Source organism: Streptomyces sp. MMBL 11-1, assembly GCF_028622875.1.
In the GTDB taxonomy this organism is placed as follows: domain Bacteria; phylum Actinomycetota; class Actinomycetes; order Streptomycetales; family Streptomycetaceae; genus Streptomyces.
In genome coordinates this window covers 4003613-4017046 of sequence record NZ_CP117709.1, presented here as the reverse complement: position 1 = coordinate 4017046, position 13434 = coordinate 4003613, and the positions used below count along the sequence as shown (strand labels likewise).

The following is a 13434-nucleotide window of genomic DNA, read 5'->3' as shown; positions in this document are numbered from 1 at the left end:
TCCGGGTAGATCGAGTGGTGGTGGGTGCGGCGCGACCAGCGGCCCCGGGCGATCTGCCGGGCACGGTGCGGTCCCGCCTCCGGGCGATCTGCCGGAGAGCGTGCCGTCAAGGTGGTTCAGGTGGGGCAGGTCAGTCCTCGTCGGCGTCGACCAGGAGCTGGGTGCGCAGCATCGCGATGGACCGGCCCTGCTGCGCGGGCGGTGCCGCCGGGGTCGGCACGGGGGCCGGGACCGAGGGCGGGGTGAGGATGGTCGGGGGCGCGCCGAGGTCGGCGCGCTGGGACAGCCGGGCAAGGGCCTCGCGGGCCATGAGCGGCGGCAGGTTCGGGATCGACTCCAGGAAGTCCCCAGCGCGGGCCGAGACCGAGGTGTGCGGGTTGGCTCCGTACGTGACGGGGCCGACGTCGCCGCGGTCCAGGTCGAAGCTGTTGATCCGGTACTCGGTGTAGTCCGGGGACCACTGGCCCGACGTGATGCGGAACATGAACGACTGCTCGCGCACGTCGTCGTCCTCGAGGGCCTGGACGAGCAGCTGCACGTCCGCCCGCTTCGGGTTCACCCACGCCCGCTGGCCGAGGCCGGAGTCATCCGCCCACAGCTGCAGGCGACTGTTCCTCGTGCCCGCCATCGGAGTGCCCGCGTGGTTGAAGCGGAACACGACCTCGGGGTCGGCGGCCAGGGTGGCGTCGGCCGCGCCGTGCGAGACGATCTCGGTGTACGGGCCGTAGAAGTCGTACATCTCGTAGCCCTGCTCGAATGCCGAGGCGTACCCGGAGATCTCGTACCACTCCTGTTCGTCGCGCATGACCTTCTTCGCGCGGAGCGAGGAGCGGAACCTCACCTCGGGGGACTGGGGCCGGTCACGCGGCAGGGCCGTGGCGGGGTCGGCGGCGGGGGCGGATCCGGCGGCGGCGGACCGCGCGGCGGCGGCCTGCGCACGCAGGGCGGTCATCGTGCTCATGGGGTCGCTCCTGGGGTCGCGGGTACGGGGGTGGCGGGCTGCGGGGTGGGGCTGGTGCCCTTGCCGAACAGCCGGTCGAACTCGGCGAGCTGGGACTCGGTGAAGGGGGCCCGGTCCTCGAGCTCGCGGGCCTCGGAGGGGGCGAGCTGGCGTGAGGTGATCTGGCCGGCCAGCATCTGCGCGCGGGCCAGCGGGTCCATGCGCAGCAGCGCATCGCTGTTGAGCTTCACGAAGCGGGGGCGGCTGGTCAGCTTGGACAGGGCGTTCTCCCGGCGAATGATCGCCGGGCCCAGGTGCATGATGAGCAGCTGCAGGTTCCGCTGAGTGATCGAGGCGTAGGTGACGGAGCTGCCGGACATGGCGGCGTCGATCATGTCGCCGGGGACGTCGAAGAACCGGGCCACATCGCTGATCCCGAAGCGCTTGCCCTCGATCCAGTCCTGCCCGGCGGCCTCGGCCTGGATCATCTTGTAGTCCCAGTCCTGCCCGGTGACGAACAGGTCCTGGTTCGCCGTCGCCGCCTTGAACCGGCGTTTCGTCTCGTCGGCCTCGCCCGGGGCGATGGTCTTCGCCGTGTTCTTCAAGTGGGCTGACGGCACCGCTCCGTTGGAGAACCAGTCCAGCGCGAACTGCTGGATGGACAGGTACTCGCCGATGGACCAGGCGGCGAACGCCACCGGGGAGAGGCCAACGTGCAGGCCGCTCATCGTGTACTGCTTCTCGTGCCAGATCTTCGCCGGGTCGAAGTCTTCGGATCCGATGCGGTACTTGTGCAGCTCCCCCTTCCGCACCTTCACGGTGACCTCGGCGATCGGGACCAGCTCGATCCGGGCGGGGAACCCGAGGCCGTCGACAGCGGTGATGATCCCAACCGTGTTGCCGGAGCGGTCCAGGTCGAACTGGCTGGAGTACAGCCATTCGACGATGTCGACGCGTTCCCCGCCCGGGTTGATCAGCACCGGCGGTTTCGGGACCTCTACCTGAATGCCGCCGACCCGCCGGTACAGGTCCACCGGCATAGTGCTGATCAGGTTGGCGCGCAGGCGCAGGCACGCCCACACTGCCGAGTTACGCAGCGCGGTGTCCGGGGTGACGCTCACCCCGCCCGCCCGCTGTACAGGGCGGGAAGGGATCAGCTGGTCGGCGCTCTGCGTCGCGCCCCTGCGGGAGAACAGGCTCATGCCTCACCACCACCGCTCTTGCGTGCGGCGGTGGTCTGGCGGACGGCGTATGCCGAACCGGCCAGGACGACCGCACCGCCGGCGGCGAGTGAGGCCCAGCCGATCAGTGGGTGCAGGCCCGCGGCCACGCCGGCGGCGATGAGCACCAGGCCCAGCATGTCGAGCCAGGTCGTCATCTGCTCGCGCACCACAGCTCCTTCTCAGTAGATCGAATCGAGGACGTTGTAGTCGTCCAGGACGGCCGGCCCCTTGGCGAGCAGCGCCCACCTCGCCCAGGTCACAGCGGCGAACGGGGCGGCGTCGGTGAGGGAGTTGGTGCGGTCGATGGTCCAGGCGTCTCCGACCCGGCGGGAGCGGGCGCCGTTGACCGACGCGGTCAGCGGTGTCTGGTCCAGGTGCCGGGCGGTGCCCTGGTTCATCGCGTCGGCGATCTGCCCGCACGCCTCCGAGGTGTCACCGGCACGCAGGACGACGAGGTGCCCGCGGTGCGGCTTGTCCTTGTCCTTGGGCACCTTGATGCCCGCGGTCGTCAGGTCGTCGATCAGCGACGCGGCCGGGGACCCGGACCCGGCGACCGCGACAACGAGCGGGTTCCACAGCTTCGCCAGGCGTGTCATCGCCGGGACGACCCAGGCCGTTCCGGCCCGGCGGTCCAGAACCTCCAGGTGCACCAGGCCGTCCGCCCGTACCGACGCCATGCCGATGGACGCGTACGCCCGGTCCTGCGACACGTCGATGCTGAACGCCATGTCGGCGGAGCCCCGCGACCCGGTGTCGACCAGCCCGAGCCACGCCTTCTTCGGGATGTTCGGGTCGACGGGCGGCGCCGCCTTGCGAGTCCGGTTCAGGTACGCCCGGTCGAACGCTCCGGGGTCGGCGGCCATTTTCTCCAGCTCGGCCGCGATGATGTCCTCGCTCACCGTGTAGCCGAGCGCGGGCAGGCAGGCCCGCCACGTCGCCGGGTCGTCGCGCGGCATGTCGTCCGGGGCGAACCACTCGAAGTACGCGGTACGCGGCCGCACCCCGGACTCCCACAGCGCCTCGATCAGAGCGCGGCCGGTCTTGCGCTTCCCGTTCAGCCACGTCGACTTCTCCGTCCCGCCGGCGGACGCCCACCACAGCTGGCCCTTGGGCCGGGTCAGCATGGCCGGGCTGAACGCCTGCTCCAGGCGGTCGTCCTCGGCGGCGAAGGCTTCGTCGATGACACCGAGGTCCAAGGGCGGCCCGTGGCCGGCCTTCTCCGTGTTCGCCGTGATCCCGAGCCGCGACCGGGTGCGCTTCCAGATGATCGCCTCCGAGCCGTTGGCCTTGCGGGCGGCGATCCGTTTGCCGAGCGGGGACATCTCGATCGTGGCGAGGAACTCGTCCTCCCACCGGGTCCGCGCCATGATCCGGTTCTGCGCGGCGTAGACGATGTTCTGCCTCTGACCGGCCGCCATGCGGTGGACCATCAGCCCGAGGATCTGCTGCGTCTTGCCCTGCTGCCTCGGCACCGACAGCCCCACCTCGCGGTGGGCGAACACCCCGGTGGCCGGGTCGATCTCCAGCGCCACGTCCAGGACGTACTTCTGCCACGGCATCGGAGGGAACCCGAGCTTCTCCATCACCCGCCACGCGGCCGGGCCGAGCGAGTCGAACTCCGGCCGCCGCGGCGTACCCCACCGCGGCGGGCAGGTCAGCCCGTACCGCTCCAGCAGGTCCGCGGCGAACTCCGGCGGCGGCGCCCACGTCTCAGATTCCTCCGAGGTCGCCGAGGTCGTCGTCGTCATCGTCGTCATCCCCGGCACGCCCCTCCACCAGCGCGGCCACCGTGGCCCGCAACTCCCTGGCCAGGTTGGGGAGGATCTTCGCGTCGTTCGGCACGTACACCGACGCGCCGCACTCGTCGCAGGGGACGGGGTGGTGGCCGTCCATCTGGCGGGCGAGGCGGTGGGCCACAGCGGCGTGCGTCGGCTCCATCCCGATCAGGTCGCCCAGGTTCTCGATGTCGTCGGCGAGCGCGAGCTCCACCGGGCCGGGCTCGTTGCGTCGCCGCCGTCGCCGGGGAGTGGCCTCGTCCGGCTCGGGGGCCGGCAGGAGGGCGGCGGGGCTCACGCTGAACGCGTCGGCCAGGGCGACGAGGTCGTCCACGTCGATCCGGCGGGCGCCGGACTCGATCCGGGAGACGATGGGCTGGGACATCGGCCGCCCCGCCTGGGTGAGCCGCTCGGCGAGCTCGCGCTGCTCCCAGCCGCGGGCCTCGCGCTCGGCGGCGACCGCGTGGGCGGTGTGCTCTCCGGCCGGGCCAGGCTGGTACGCCACGGTGAGCTCCCCTCCGCGGCCGCGTCGCAGGAACCGCATATGCCCTGGTCAGCCCGGGGAGAGAAAAATAAAAGCTGGGCGCGGGGCTGGGAACGCCCCGATTCCTAAAAATCCCAGCCGATCCGAGCCGGAGCCGAGCAGATCAGACCGACCCGCCCCTTAGCCGAGCCTCCCTGATCAGGGGAACTACCAACGCCGCTGGGTTCGTCGCTCCCACCGCCGCAGTCCCTCATCGACCGCGTACGTGAGCGCCTTGCCGAGTTCGTTCGCGAAGGCTGTGGTGTCGGTGGCCGTGTCCACGTCGTCGCCCTGCGGGTCGGGCAAGGGATGCAGGTCGGCGGCCGTCGGGTCGTAGTCGGCGGGCGGCGTCCAGCCCAGAGCGGTGAGCAGCTCGGCGGTACGCGCTGGCAGGTACACCTGCGCCTGCCCGTCGTGCTGGACCTCCTCCAGGACCAGGCCCAGCTCGAGGTGTGTTGTGCCGGTGCGCACGTCCCCGGTGAGGGTGAGGCGCTGCACGCAGCTGCTGATGTCCTGCCCGTCCAGCAGGATCGTGCCCTGGGTGCCGGACATGCTGATGCTGGCGTGGCGTTCCACGGGGTGCCTCCTCGTAGGGGGGTGGGGGGGGGAGGTGCCGACCCATACTGGGCGGATGAGCGAGATGACCTATCAGGGGCCGGCCGACATCGCCGGGGTGACAGTTCAGGTGGATCTGCGCGTAGAGGTCGAGCGGGAGGACCCACGTGCAGTTCTGCCACCGCTGCGGTCCTGGGGCGGGGTCATGCGCCTAACCGGAGCGATCGTCGCCGTCCCGGTCGGCGTCGGTCGCCACGAGATCGCTGTTCCCGGCGGGCAGGGCGGAGCTGTGTATGTGCAAGATCCCCATTGGGTCCTCGGCGAAGACGAGAACGTAGAGGTGCCCCTGCAGGGTGTAGGTGCCCCTCCGTGGTGGCCTGGGTCAGGGTCCGGCGTACCAGTCGCGTGAGGTGAGCAGGCGGGGCGCGCCGGTGGTGCTGCCTTTCTCGCCGTTGCAGTTGCGTCCGCAGGTGGGGCAGCGGTTGATGCCGTGTGCGGGTGCCCAGTTGTCCTGGTCGCGGGGGTCGGCTCCGGCTGCGACGGGGGTGACGTGGTCGACGACGTCGGCGGCGGGGTGGCCGCACAGGTGGCAGACGTCAGAGGCGGCGAGGAACGCGGCGCGCGCCTTGCGGTAGTCGTAGGCGGTGAGGTCCTCGCGGCCTGCCACGTCAGTCGGTGCCCGTCAGGTGGGGGTCGGCGTATCGGTCGGTGAGGCTGCCGCTGCTCGGCTGCTGGGTGTCCCCGGAGCGCCTGACGTCAAGGCCTGCGTTCATGACGAGGGTGCTGGTGGCGTCCTTGACGAGGTCGTCGACCAGGTCGTGAGGGAGGCCTCCCTCGAGGAGCTCCTGGCGGAAGGCGATGACCTTCTGGGCGGTGGTGCTCACGAGCGGACCTTCCTGGTACTGGCGTAGGTGTAGGGGCCGGTGACTCCGGCGCTGTGGTGGTTGGCGGCGGCAAGCGCGGCGGTGAGGCGGCGGCGCGGCGAGAGGTCGAGACCGGCGGTTGCGTGGAGGGCGCCGAGGGCGAGTTCGTCTCCGCAGCCGACGGCGGCGTAGTCGTCGGCGGGTTCGCCTACCTGGTAGTCGCTGTGGATGGTGAACAGGCGTCCGGCGACGCCGACGAGGAAGTCTCCGGCCTGTTCCTGTTCGGACTCCTTGCGGGCCCAGCCACCGTCCTTGAGGCAGGCGCGTAGGGCGTCGGTCCAGGTGGTGACCATGAATCGGTCGAGGTCGCCGGTGGGGTGCGGGGGCTCGAAGGCGTGACGGAGGAGCTGGCCCATGCGGAAGCTGGTGGTGAAGCCGAGGATGTACGGGCCGTTGCGGAAGACCTTGGGGTCGCGGCGGACGGTGAGTTGGAGGCCGGAGACTCCCGCGGAGTCTGCGCCGAGGTGGACGCGCCCTTTGTGGACGAGCCCAACGATGACGGTCATGGGGTGGGCAGGTCCTCTCGCCGGGTCAACGGGGGTATGCGACGGCCCGGCGGCGCGGTGTGCGCGGCCGGGCCGGGTGGGGCAGGTTCAGGCGCCCCAGCCTGCGTCGAGGCAGGACTGGGCGAAGAGGTCTGAGCTTGTTTGCCAGGTGGTGGCGTCGGCTTCTGCGCTGTTGGCGAGGAGCTTGCCGCCGGTGGCGATGCCGGTGGTGATCGAGTCCTGCGCCCACTTGTTGACCTTGTTGACGAGGTCTACGCGGGCGGAGGTGGTCAGGGCGCTCTTGAAGCCCCGCGCGAAGTCTTCGCACGCGAGGCTGGCGGCGTCGTCGAGCTTTTTCGGGTCGGCCGGGCCTGGATCGCTGCTGTTGCATCCGGTGAGGGTCAGCAGGAGCGTCGCTGAGGCGAGCGTGATGGTGGTGCGGGTGCGCATGGTCCCCCCAGGGATGTCGAGTTGAGGGGAAAGCGTGTCATGCGCGTGGAGGCGATGTGGTGGCTTCGGGGATGCCGACGAGGCGTAGGGCGCGGCCGCGGGTGGCGAGTTCGGCGCGGGCGACGTCGGCGAGGTTGTAGAGGGGGTGTCCGTGTTCGGTGAGTCCGGTGCGGGTGAGGTGGCCGCGGGATGCCCAGTCGCGGATGGTGGTGGGGCGGACGGCGGCCGCGCCGGCGCTGAAGAAGCGGCGGGCCTGGGTGGCGTGGGCGGCTGCTTGGGCGGTGGTGAGGAGGTCGGTGTCCATGGGTCTCCCTCGGGACGCAAGGGAGCCCCTGGCCGATGGTCAGGGGCTCTGTAGACACACGTGTGGTGGTGGCATCAGTGTCGCGCCAAAGGTGGATCTTGTCCAGCGGCGTTCTGCCGGGGCGTGGCGGCGCCCCCGCCGGTATGGGTCGGCGGGGGCGTCTGGCCGGGCGCTGCCCGGCGTGCAGGGGCCAGTGTGTCAGTCGCTCTGAGGCCGGGTGTATGCCTCGGAGGTGCGCGCGGGCATGCCGGCGATCGGGGCGACCGCCGGTCGGTTCGCGGGGTCGACGTAGACCACGGCCAGGACGACGCCGTGCCCGTCGGGCGCGGTGTCGTAGAGGACGGTGACGCCGGTGACGGTGATGGGGACGCCGTATAGGTCTACCTTGTCGTCCTTGCGCGGGATGTAGATCGGCGCGGTCTCGGACTCGTGCGCGGCGAGGACCTCGTCGCCGTGCCGGAACTCGATCAGGTGGCGTACGTGGGGGACGCGCTGTTCGCGGTCCTCGGAGGCGATCTGGATGCGGGTGAGCGTTTCGGGGAGCGGGGCGGTCATCATGGTCGTCATCGTCCCTTCTTCTGCTGGCCGTTGGAGCCGGATTCGCTCTTCTCAGCCGTACGGGCGGCCTGGCTCGCGTCGTTCTTCTTCTTCAGGTCGCCGATGCTGATGTTGGGCAGTGCCATGGTCGTCAGGCCCTTTCGTGGTGGACGTGGTGGCGGACGGGGTTGGCGGGGTCGGGAGTGATCCGGAAGGGGTTGGAGAGGGCGTTGCTCGCGTTGTTGTTGTTGGGCTGGCCTGGGGCAACACCGGCAACAACGGGGTCGCCAGGAGAGGTTGGGGGGAGGGGTGGGAAGTCCTCCCGGTGGACCCCCTCCCTGCCGCCCACCGGGGGCACCCGTACGCCGGGCCGTACGCGCACCCCGTGGCGGGTGAGGAGGGCGCGGACGTGGCCGGTCTTCCAGGGGGTGGCGGGGAGGCCCATAAGGGGGGTGCGGGTGAGGCGCTCGGCGAGGGCCGCGAGGTGCACCCCGGAGCCCTCTGTGTAGGCCTCGGAGAGCAGCACCGCGACGTGTCCGAGGGGGAGCAGTTCGGAGGGGTGCTGCTCGGGCTCCGGGGCCTCTTCCTCGGGCTGCTCCTGGCCGTCGTTCTTGTCGGCGGCGGGCTGCTCCGGCTCGGGCCCGGGTTCGGGCTTCATCGTCGCGATGTAGCCGAGTGCGAGCGCGGTGACCACCCAGGCCGCGGCCGCGATGACGGCGGCGACGGTGGTGTACGGGGTGAACTTCGTGACGGCCAGGACGAGCCCGAGCCCGACCCAGCGGAGCAGCGCGGAGCCTTCGCCGTCCGCCGGCCCTTTCGCGGGCGCCTTCTTGGGCTGCTGGGGCTGCTCCCCCGAAGCTTCCTCGGGCTCTCCCTTGGCGGGGGCGGCCTCGGGTTTCTCCGTTGTCGGGGCGCTCGGGGGCTTGGGCTTGGCGTTGCACAGCCAGTCGACGGTGCGGCGGGTGAGCTTCTCGGAGCCGAGCCACAGGGCGGTCCAGAAGCGGATCCAGGCCTCCATGTCAGGCCCCGATCATCATCGACAGGGCGGCGAAGAACTGCCCGGGGACGGCCCAGATCGACCCGGTCCCGGCCATGGGCCAGGTGAACGCGGCGATCAGGGAGAGCACGGCGGAGCGTGCGGGGTTGAGCGGGGCGAACACCATGATGACGACGAGGAGGGCGCAGGCTGCGCCGATCCCGACGTCGCCGAACGGTCCGGCCCCGCCTCCGACACCGATTCCGGTCCAGCCCTGCTCGACGACCTGCTGCGGGCTGGCCCAGATCTTCCCGGCGGCGATGTACGCGGACCCTGCGACGAACGCGGTGATGCCCGCCCAGAGGATGCTGAGCTTGCGGGAGCCCTTGCCGATGACGCCGAAGATCAGGACGGCCGTGGCGACCAGGGCGAGGCCTCCGGCGCCGACGTAGTCGAACGTGCCGCCGCTGGCGGCTGCTGCGAGGTGCTGCATGACGAGGGGTCTCCTAGACGGTGCCGGGCGCGTAGAGGGCCAGGGCGATGGCGGCGGAGCTGACGGGGATGCGGGCGGCCCAGATGAGGGCGGGGCGCAGCGCCGGGGGCATGTAGGGCAGGCCGGGCAGGTACGAGGCGACGATCCAGGCGACGAAGCCCATGGCGATGCCGACGGCGGCCCCCTGCTGTCCGGCGTCGACCAGGACGTCGTGCATGGCGCCGACGAGGCCGAACACCCACCCGGCGAAGCCTGCGGAGAGGTGGTAGGCGAACCAGACCCGGAGGCGGTGGAGGCGCTCGGCGGCGCGCTCGGCGGCCGGGTCCGGGGCGAGCCACGAGGGCGCGGCCGGGGCGGGCTGGTTCACGGTGACGTGGATGCCGGGCGCGTACTCGGTCGACGGCGCGGCCGACGGCTCGGGCTCCGGGTCACGGCCGCCGAAGGGGCCGGGGCGTACGTCCCACCACGGGCGCTTCGGCTCCGGCTCGGTGGCGGCCGCGTCGTCGGGCTCCTGCTCCTGGTCGTCGGTCTCGGCTGCCGGGTCGGGGGTCGGGACGATGCGGACCTGGACGAGCGGGGTCTGCTCCGGCTCGGGTACGACGGGGCCGTCGATCCGGGCGCGGAGCCAGCTCCGGACGCTGCTCTCGGCGTCCTTCTCCGGGGCGCTCATGCGGTCTTCCGGAGGCTCCGGAGAGTCCGGAGAACGGACTCCTCCTTGGCGTTCGCGTCGGCGACCTTGCGAACGTAGCGGAGCACCGCATCCGGATCGGAGATCCCGGAGGAGAGGGCCGTCCGGATCGCATCCGTAATGGTCATCGGCCCGGTGGCGGACGGCTGCTCCGCCTCGTCCGGAGTCTGCGCCTTGTCCTCCGGAGAGTCCGGGTTGGTGTCCGGAGTCTCTCCGGAGGCTCCGGAGAGCGCGGCCCGCTCGGCGGCGACGGCCTGCTCGGCGCGGGTGAGCTCGCGGCGGACGGAGACCATCGCGAGGCGGCCGCCGGCCTTCGCGCGCTCGGCGTCGACCCACTGCTGGGTGAACGCGTCCAGCGGCTTCGCGTGGTGACGCAGGACGACGGTCCACATGACCTTCGCGAGGCCGGACACCGTCGCGGCGACGCAGCCGATCGCGAACTCTCCGGAGATCCAGCCGTGGGTGCCGACCGCACCCATGGCGATGCCGAGGGCCACGTATCCGGCGCGGCGCGGGAGGACGGCACGCTCCTGGTCATAGCGGGCGAGCCACTCCAGGGCCATGCAGGACAGCCACACGAGGTCGAAGACCAGGGCGGCGGCGTACGCGGCGGCGGTGAGTGGGACGACGAGGTCGAGGAGGCTGCCGATGCTCGCGGTCGACCAGACGATCGAGGCAACGCCGATCACGGCGGCCGCCGCGGTGACGCCGGTGAGGACGAGGCGGTCCCAGTCGCGCGGCGGCAGGGGCACGTCCTCCTTGTAGCGGTCGAGGACAAGATGGGTGGTGCCGTCGATGGTGTGCGGGACGAGGCGGGAGCGCTCGACGGTGCGGGTGCGGGTCATCCGAGGGCCCTCACGATCAGGAAGGTCGGGAAGGCGACCACCCAGACGAAGGTGATCAGGTACAGGAAGCGCATGGGGTGCTCCGGGGCGTGGGCCGGCCGGGCGCGGTGGTGCGCGCCCGGCCGGGCGGTTCAGCGGGTGGAGGCGGCGGAGTTGCCCGACGTGCGGGCGGAGCCGAGCTGCGTGCGGTTCTCGGCGGTGGAGGGGCGGGGGCCCTGGAGGGCGGCGGTCTGCCCGGCGGTGTAAGCGCGGGCGGCGTCGGCCGGGCTGATCTCCCGGGCGTCGTCGGCGGCCATCAGCGGTCGGCCATCTGGATGAGTCGCATCCCGTACTCGGCGCGGGTGAGCGGCGAGGGCGGCTCGGGCCAGTCGACGCGCGGCATGTGGCGCAGCAGGAGGCCGGTGGCGGCGACGGCGCGCGGGGTGCCGAGGCCGTGGACGTCGGCGGCGGCGCGGGCGGCGTACGCGAGGCGGGTGACTTCCCGCATCTCGAGGGAGGGTTCGATCGCGCAGAGGGCGCGGCCGATGTCCTCGATCAGGGTGCGGGTCTCGGCGGTCATCGCGGTACGGGCGCGCTGGAGCGCCTCGTCGGCGTCGGAGGCGGGCGGTAATGCCAGTGCGGTGGTGGCGCGGCTACGATCACGCATGGTCGGCTCCTGGGTGCATCAGGGGTTGACCGGCCCCGACCAATGGCGTTGTGAGCGCCGGCCGGGGCCGCTTCGTTGTTGCCGGATTGAGCGTAGCGACTTCCTAGGCAAATGCCTAGTAGGTCAGGAAGAATGGTGCCCGTGCCCGAGGCCGACGAAGGAGGGCCCGAGATGATGTCGTTCCGTGAACTCGCGCGACGGCTGGTTGCCGACGGAGTCGTCCCGAGGATGAGCAACCAGCGCATTTCCCAGCTCGCGCGGGAAGACCCGAACTTCCCGCCGGTCGTACAGATTGGCCGCGCCCACGCGGTCGACTACCGGGCCGCGCGGCCGTACTTCGCTGCGCGGAAGTCCCGCCAGGGGCAGCGGACCGACCTCAAGCCGCCGACCGCCGAGGCGTGATACAGCGCTGCGCCCCCTGCCCATGGGAGTTGGGCAGGGGGCGCAGTGCTGGGCGGAAGCGTACGGGTCAGGCCGCGGCGAGGCGCTGCCGGGCGGCCGCGGCGTAGGCCGGGGCCTGCTCGATGCCGACGAATCGCCTGCCCTCGGCGAGCGCGGCCGCGCCGGTCGTCCCGGACCCGGTGAACGGGTCCAGGATCAGGCCGCCGACGGGGGCGATCTGGACCAGTTGCCGCATGATCGATTCGGGCTTCTGGGTGATGTGGACGCGGGTCTTGCCGCGCGGCTGGGAGCCCTCCAGCCAGCCGGGCAGGTAGATCGTGGGGGCGTGGCGGAGCGGGTCTCCGCGGCTGCCCCACAGGACGTACTCGCACTCGCGGCGGAATCCATCCTTCACCGGGCGGCTGATCGGCTTGCGCCACGGGATGATCCCCCGCCAGGTGTAGCCACCGGCCTGCAGGGCGTCGGACGTCGCGGGGAGCTGCGCCCAGTCGGTGAAAACGAGGAGGCTGCCGCCGGGTCTGGTGCGGGCGTAGGCGGCGGCGAGGATCTGACCGAGCCAGTAGGTGTAGCCGCGCTGGTCGCGGGTGTCGCCGTCGAAGTCGGCGAGGGAGTGCGTGGCGTCGCCGGACACGTACTTGTCGCGGGCGCCCTGGGCGCGCCGCTCGGCGGTGGTGCGGCCGCCGCTGTTGTACGGCGGGTCGCAGACCACCGCGTCAACCGGCTCGGTCAGCGTCGGCAGCAGGGTGAGGGCGTCGCCCTCGTGGATGGTCCAGGTGGTCACGGTCGCTCCTGAACAGGCAGACGGCAGGGTCCCCCTGATCATGATCCGAACGGGCGTTCTAGTCCTTACGGTTCACCGTGAACGGCTGTCCCGCTCCAGGTCATGGGCGGGGCGCAGCGGCGTACGGCGTTCAGGCGGCGGTCTGCTGGGTGGCGGCGATCCGGAGGGCGAGGCTGGCGAGCGCGGGCATGACGGCGGCGCGGTGGGCGTCGTACTCGTCGGGGGTGAGCCGGGCCGGGCAGATCGTGCAGGTGATGTGCAGCTCGTCCTCGCGTTCCACCAGCGACCAGGCGCTGCACTGTGGGCAGGGCGCGTCCTTGGCCCGGGTGACGGGCCGAGTGTGGGTGAGCCGGCGGACCCGGTGGAGCAGCTGCTCCAGCTGCTCGTGGAGGTCGTCCCACCACGGGCGGGTCGCGGCGTACGGGAGGTAGGCGTCCAGCCACCGGCACAGGCCGGGGACGTCGGCCCCTCCCCGGACGAGAGCACCGTCGCACCGCTCGATGTGGACGGTGCCGTGGGCGTCGGTGCGGACCGATGGGTAGTCCGCGGCCAGGTACCGGGCCCACCCGTAGAGGAGCGGCGTCATGGGGATGCCGCCGGTCTGGTCGCCGTGCGGGTCGGCCAGGAGCACGGGCTGCCCGGGGCCGGTGAGGTCCAGGACGTCGAGGCGGATCGGGAGCGGGGCGTGGGCGCGGCCGACGCCGCCGCGGCGTGCGGGGCCGGTGTCCGGCGTCAGCATGTCGGCGAGGAGCACCAGGTGGCGGGGGAGCTCGCGGAGCCAGGTGTGGACGCTGTACTGGCAGGCCTCGCAGCCGGTGCGCGGGGAGTCGTCGGGCAGGAGGCCCCGGCAGGAGAGGCAGGTGTCGGTCATGGTGGCGCTCCGGGTGG

Annotated in this window: 21 protein-coding genes; 1 reads left to right on the top strand and 20 read right to left on the bottom strand. The window is 71.8% G+C overall.

The window, feature by feature from the left end; translation table 11 throughout:
- Positions 1-130: 130 nt before the first annotated feature.
- The 18 genes from PSQ21_RS17600 to PSQ21_RS17515 all read right to left on the bottom strand — a co-directional run bounded on the left by PSQ21_RS17600 (position 131) and on the right by PSQ21_RS17515 (position 11363).
- Positions 131-961: an HK97 family phage prohead protease gene (locus tag PSQ21_RS17600; protein WP_274031485.1), complete on the bottom strand. Its 831-nt coding sequence runs from the start codon at positions 959-961 to the stop codon at positions 131-133.
- On the bottom strand, positions 958-2142 hold the full coding sequence (locus PSQ21_RS17595; protein WP_274031484.1) for a phage portal protein: 1185 nt from the start codon (positions 2140-2142) through the stop codon (positions 958-960). Before PSQ21_RS17595 ends, PSQ21_RS17600 begins: the two co-directional genes overlap by 4 nt.
- Positions 2139-2330 carry a hypothetical protein gene (locus tag PSQ21_RS17590; RefSeq protein ID WP_274031483.1) on the bottom strand — a complete coding sequence of 64 codons (192 nt, stop codon included), beginning with the start codon at positions 2328-2330 and terminating at the stop codon, positions 2139-2141. Before PSQ21_RS17590 ends, PSQ21_RS17595 begins: the two co-directional genes overlap by 4 nt.
- Before the next feature lie 12 nt (positions 2331-2342).
- Positions 2343-3911, bottom strand: coding sequence for a terminase (locus PSQ21_RS17585; protein WP_274031482.1), 1569 nt, complete (start codon positions 3909-3911; stop codon positions 2343-2345).
- Positions 3874-4443 carry a helix-turn-helix domain-containing protein gene (locus tag PSQ21_RS17580; RefSeq protein ID WP_274031481.1) on the bottom strand — a complete coding sequence of 190 codons (570 nt, stop codon included), beginning with the start codon at positions 4441-4443 and terminating at the stop codon, positions 3874-3876. Before PSQ21_RS17580 ends, PSQ21_RS17585 begins: the two co-directional genes overlap by 38 nt.
- 186 nt (positions 4444-4629) lie before the next feature.
- Positions 4630-5037, bottom strand: a complete 408-nt coding sequence (locus tag PSQ21_RS17575) for a hypothetical protein (RefSeq protein ID WP_274031480.1) — start codon at positions 5035-5037, stop codon at positions 4630-4632.
- A gap of 361 nt (positions 5038-5398) precedes the next feature.
- The gene (locus tag PSQ21_RS17570) at positions 5399-5683 is read right to left on the bottom strand and encodes an HNH endonuclease (protein WP_274031479.1); all 285 of its coding nucleotides are present in this window, start codon (positions 5681-5683) and stop codon (positions 5399-5401) included.
- A gap of 1 nt (position 5684) precedes the next feature.
- Positions 5685-5900, bottom strand: a complete 216-nt coding sequence (locus tag PSQ21_RS17565) for a hypothetical protein (RefSeq protein ID WP_274031478.1) — start codon at positions 5898-5900, stop codon at positions 5685-5687.
- Positions 5897-6445 (bottom strand): hypothetical protein, encoded by a 549-nt coding sequence (locus PSQ21_RS17560; protein ID WP_274031477.1) that lies wholly within the window; start codon positions 6443-6445, stop codon positions 5897-5899. Before PSQ21_RS17560 ends, PSQ21_RS17565 begins: the two co-directional genes overlap by 4 nt.
- An 87-nt stretch (positions 6446-6532) precedes the next feature.
- On the bottom strand, positions 6533-6874 hold the full coding sequence (locus PSQ21_RS17555; protein WP_274031476.1) for a hypothetical protein: 342 nt from the start codon (positions 6872-6874) through the stop codon (positions 6533-6535).
- A 37-nt stretch (positions 6875-6911) separates the two neighbouring features.
- Positions 6912-7178 carry a MerR family transcriptional regulator gene (locus PSQ21_RS17550; protein ID WP_274031475.1) on the bottom strand — a complete coding sequence of 89 codons (267 nt, stop codon included), beginning with the start codon at positions 7176-7178 and terminating at the stop codon, positions 6912-6914.
- Between the two features lie 198 nt (positions 7179-7376).
- Positions 7377-7745 (bottom strand): hypothetical protein, encoded by a 369-nt coding sequence (locus PSQ21_RS17545; RefSeq protein WP_274031474.1) that lies wholly within the window; start codon positions 7743-7745, stop codon positions 7377-7379.
- A 121-nt stretch (positions 7746-7866) separates the two neighbouring features.
- On the bottom strand, positions 7867-8733 hold the full coding sequence (locus PSQ21_RS17540) for a hypothetical protein (protein ID WP_274031473.1): 867 nt from the start codon (positions 8731-8733) through the stop codon (positions 7867-7869).
- A 1-nt stretch (position 8734) separates the two neighbouring features.
- On the bottom strand, positions 8735-9184 hold the full coding sequence (locus PSQ21_RS17535; protein WP_274031472.1) for a hypothetical protein: 450 nt from the start codon (positions 9182-9184) through the stop codon (positions 8735-8737).
- Between the two features lie 13 nt (positions 9185-9197).
- Positions 9198-9854, bottom strand: a complete 657-nt coding sequence (locus PSQ21_RS17530; protein ID WP_274031471.1) for a hypothetical protein — start codon at positions 9852-9854, stop codon at positions 9198-9200.
- Positions 9851-10717, bottom strand: a complete 867-nt coding sequence (locus PSQ21_RS17525) for a protein transporter Sec31 (protein WP_274031470.1) — start codon at positions 10715-10717, stop codon at positions 9851-9853. Before PSQ21_RS17525 ends, PSQ21_RS17530 begins: the two co-directional genes overlap by 4 nt.
- A 131-nt stretch (positions 10718-10848) precedes the next feature.
- Complete coding sequence (locus PSQ21_RS17520; RefSeq protein ID WP_274031469.1) at positions 10849-11013, bottom strand: hypothetical protein; 165 nt, start codon at positions 11011-11013, stop codon at positions 10849-10851.
- The gene (locus PSQ21_RS17515) at positions 11013-11363 is read right to left on the bottom strand and encodes a hypothetical protein (RefSeq protein ID WP_274031468.1); all 351 of its coding nucleotides are present in this window, start codon (positions 11361-11363) and stop codon (positions 11013-11015) included. The genes PSQ21_RS17520 and PSQ21_RS17515 overlap by 1 nt, the downstream gene beginning before the upstream one ends.
- 132 nt (positions 11364-11495) lie before the next feature.
- Between PSQ21_RS17515 and PSQ21_RS17510 the strand changes: the two genes are divergently transcribed.
- The gene (locus PSQ21_RS17510; RefSeq protein ID WP_274031467.1) at positions 11496-11765 is read left to right on the top strand and encodes a hypothetical protein; all 270 of its coding nucleotides are present in this window, start codon (positions 11496-11498) and stop codon (positions 11763-11765) included.
- Between the two features lie 67 nt (positions 11766-11832).
- Here the strand turns inward: PSQ21_RS17510 and PSQ21_RS17505 are convergent, their stop codons facing one another.
- Together PSQ21_RS17505 and PSQ21_RS17500 are read right to left on the bottom strand one after the other, a co-directional pair.
- Entirely contained in the window at positions 11833-12546 is a 714-nt protein-coding gene (locus tag PSQ21_RS17505; RefSeq protein WP_274031466.1) for a DNA-methyltransferase, read from the bottom strand.
- A 130-nt stretch (positions 12547-12676) separates the two neighbouring features.
- Positions 12677-13417: a hypothetical protein gene (locus PSQ21_RS17500; protein ID WP_274031465.1), complete on the bottom strand. Its 741-nt coding sequence runs from the start codon at positions 13415-13417 to the stop codon at positions 12677-12679.
- Positions 13418-13434: the final 17 nt, after the last annotated feature.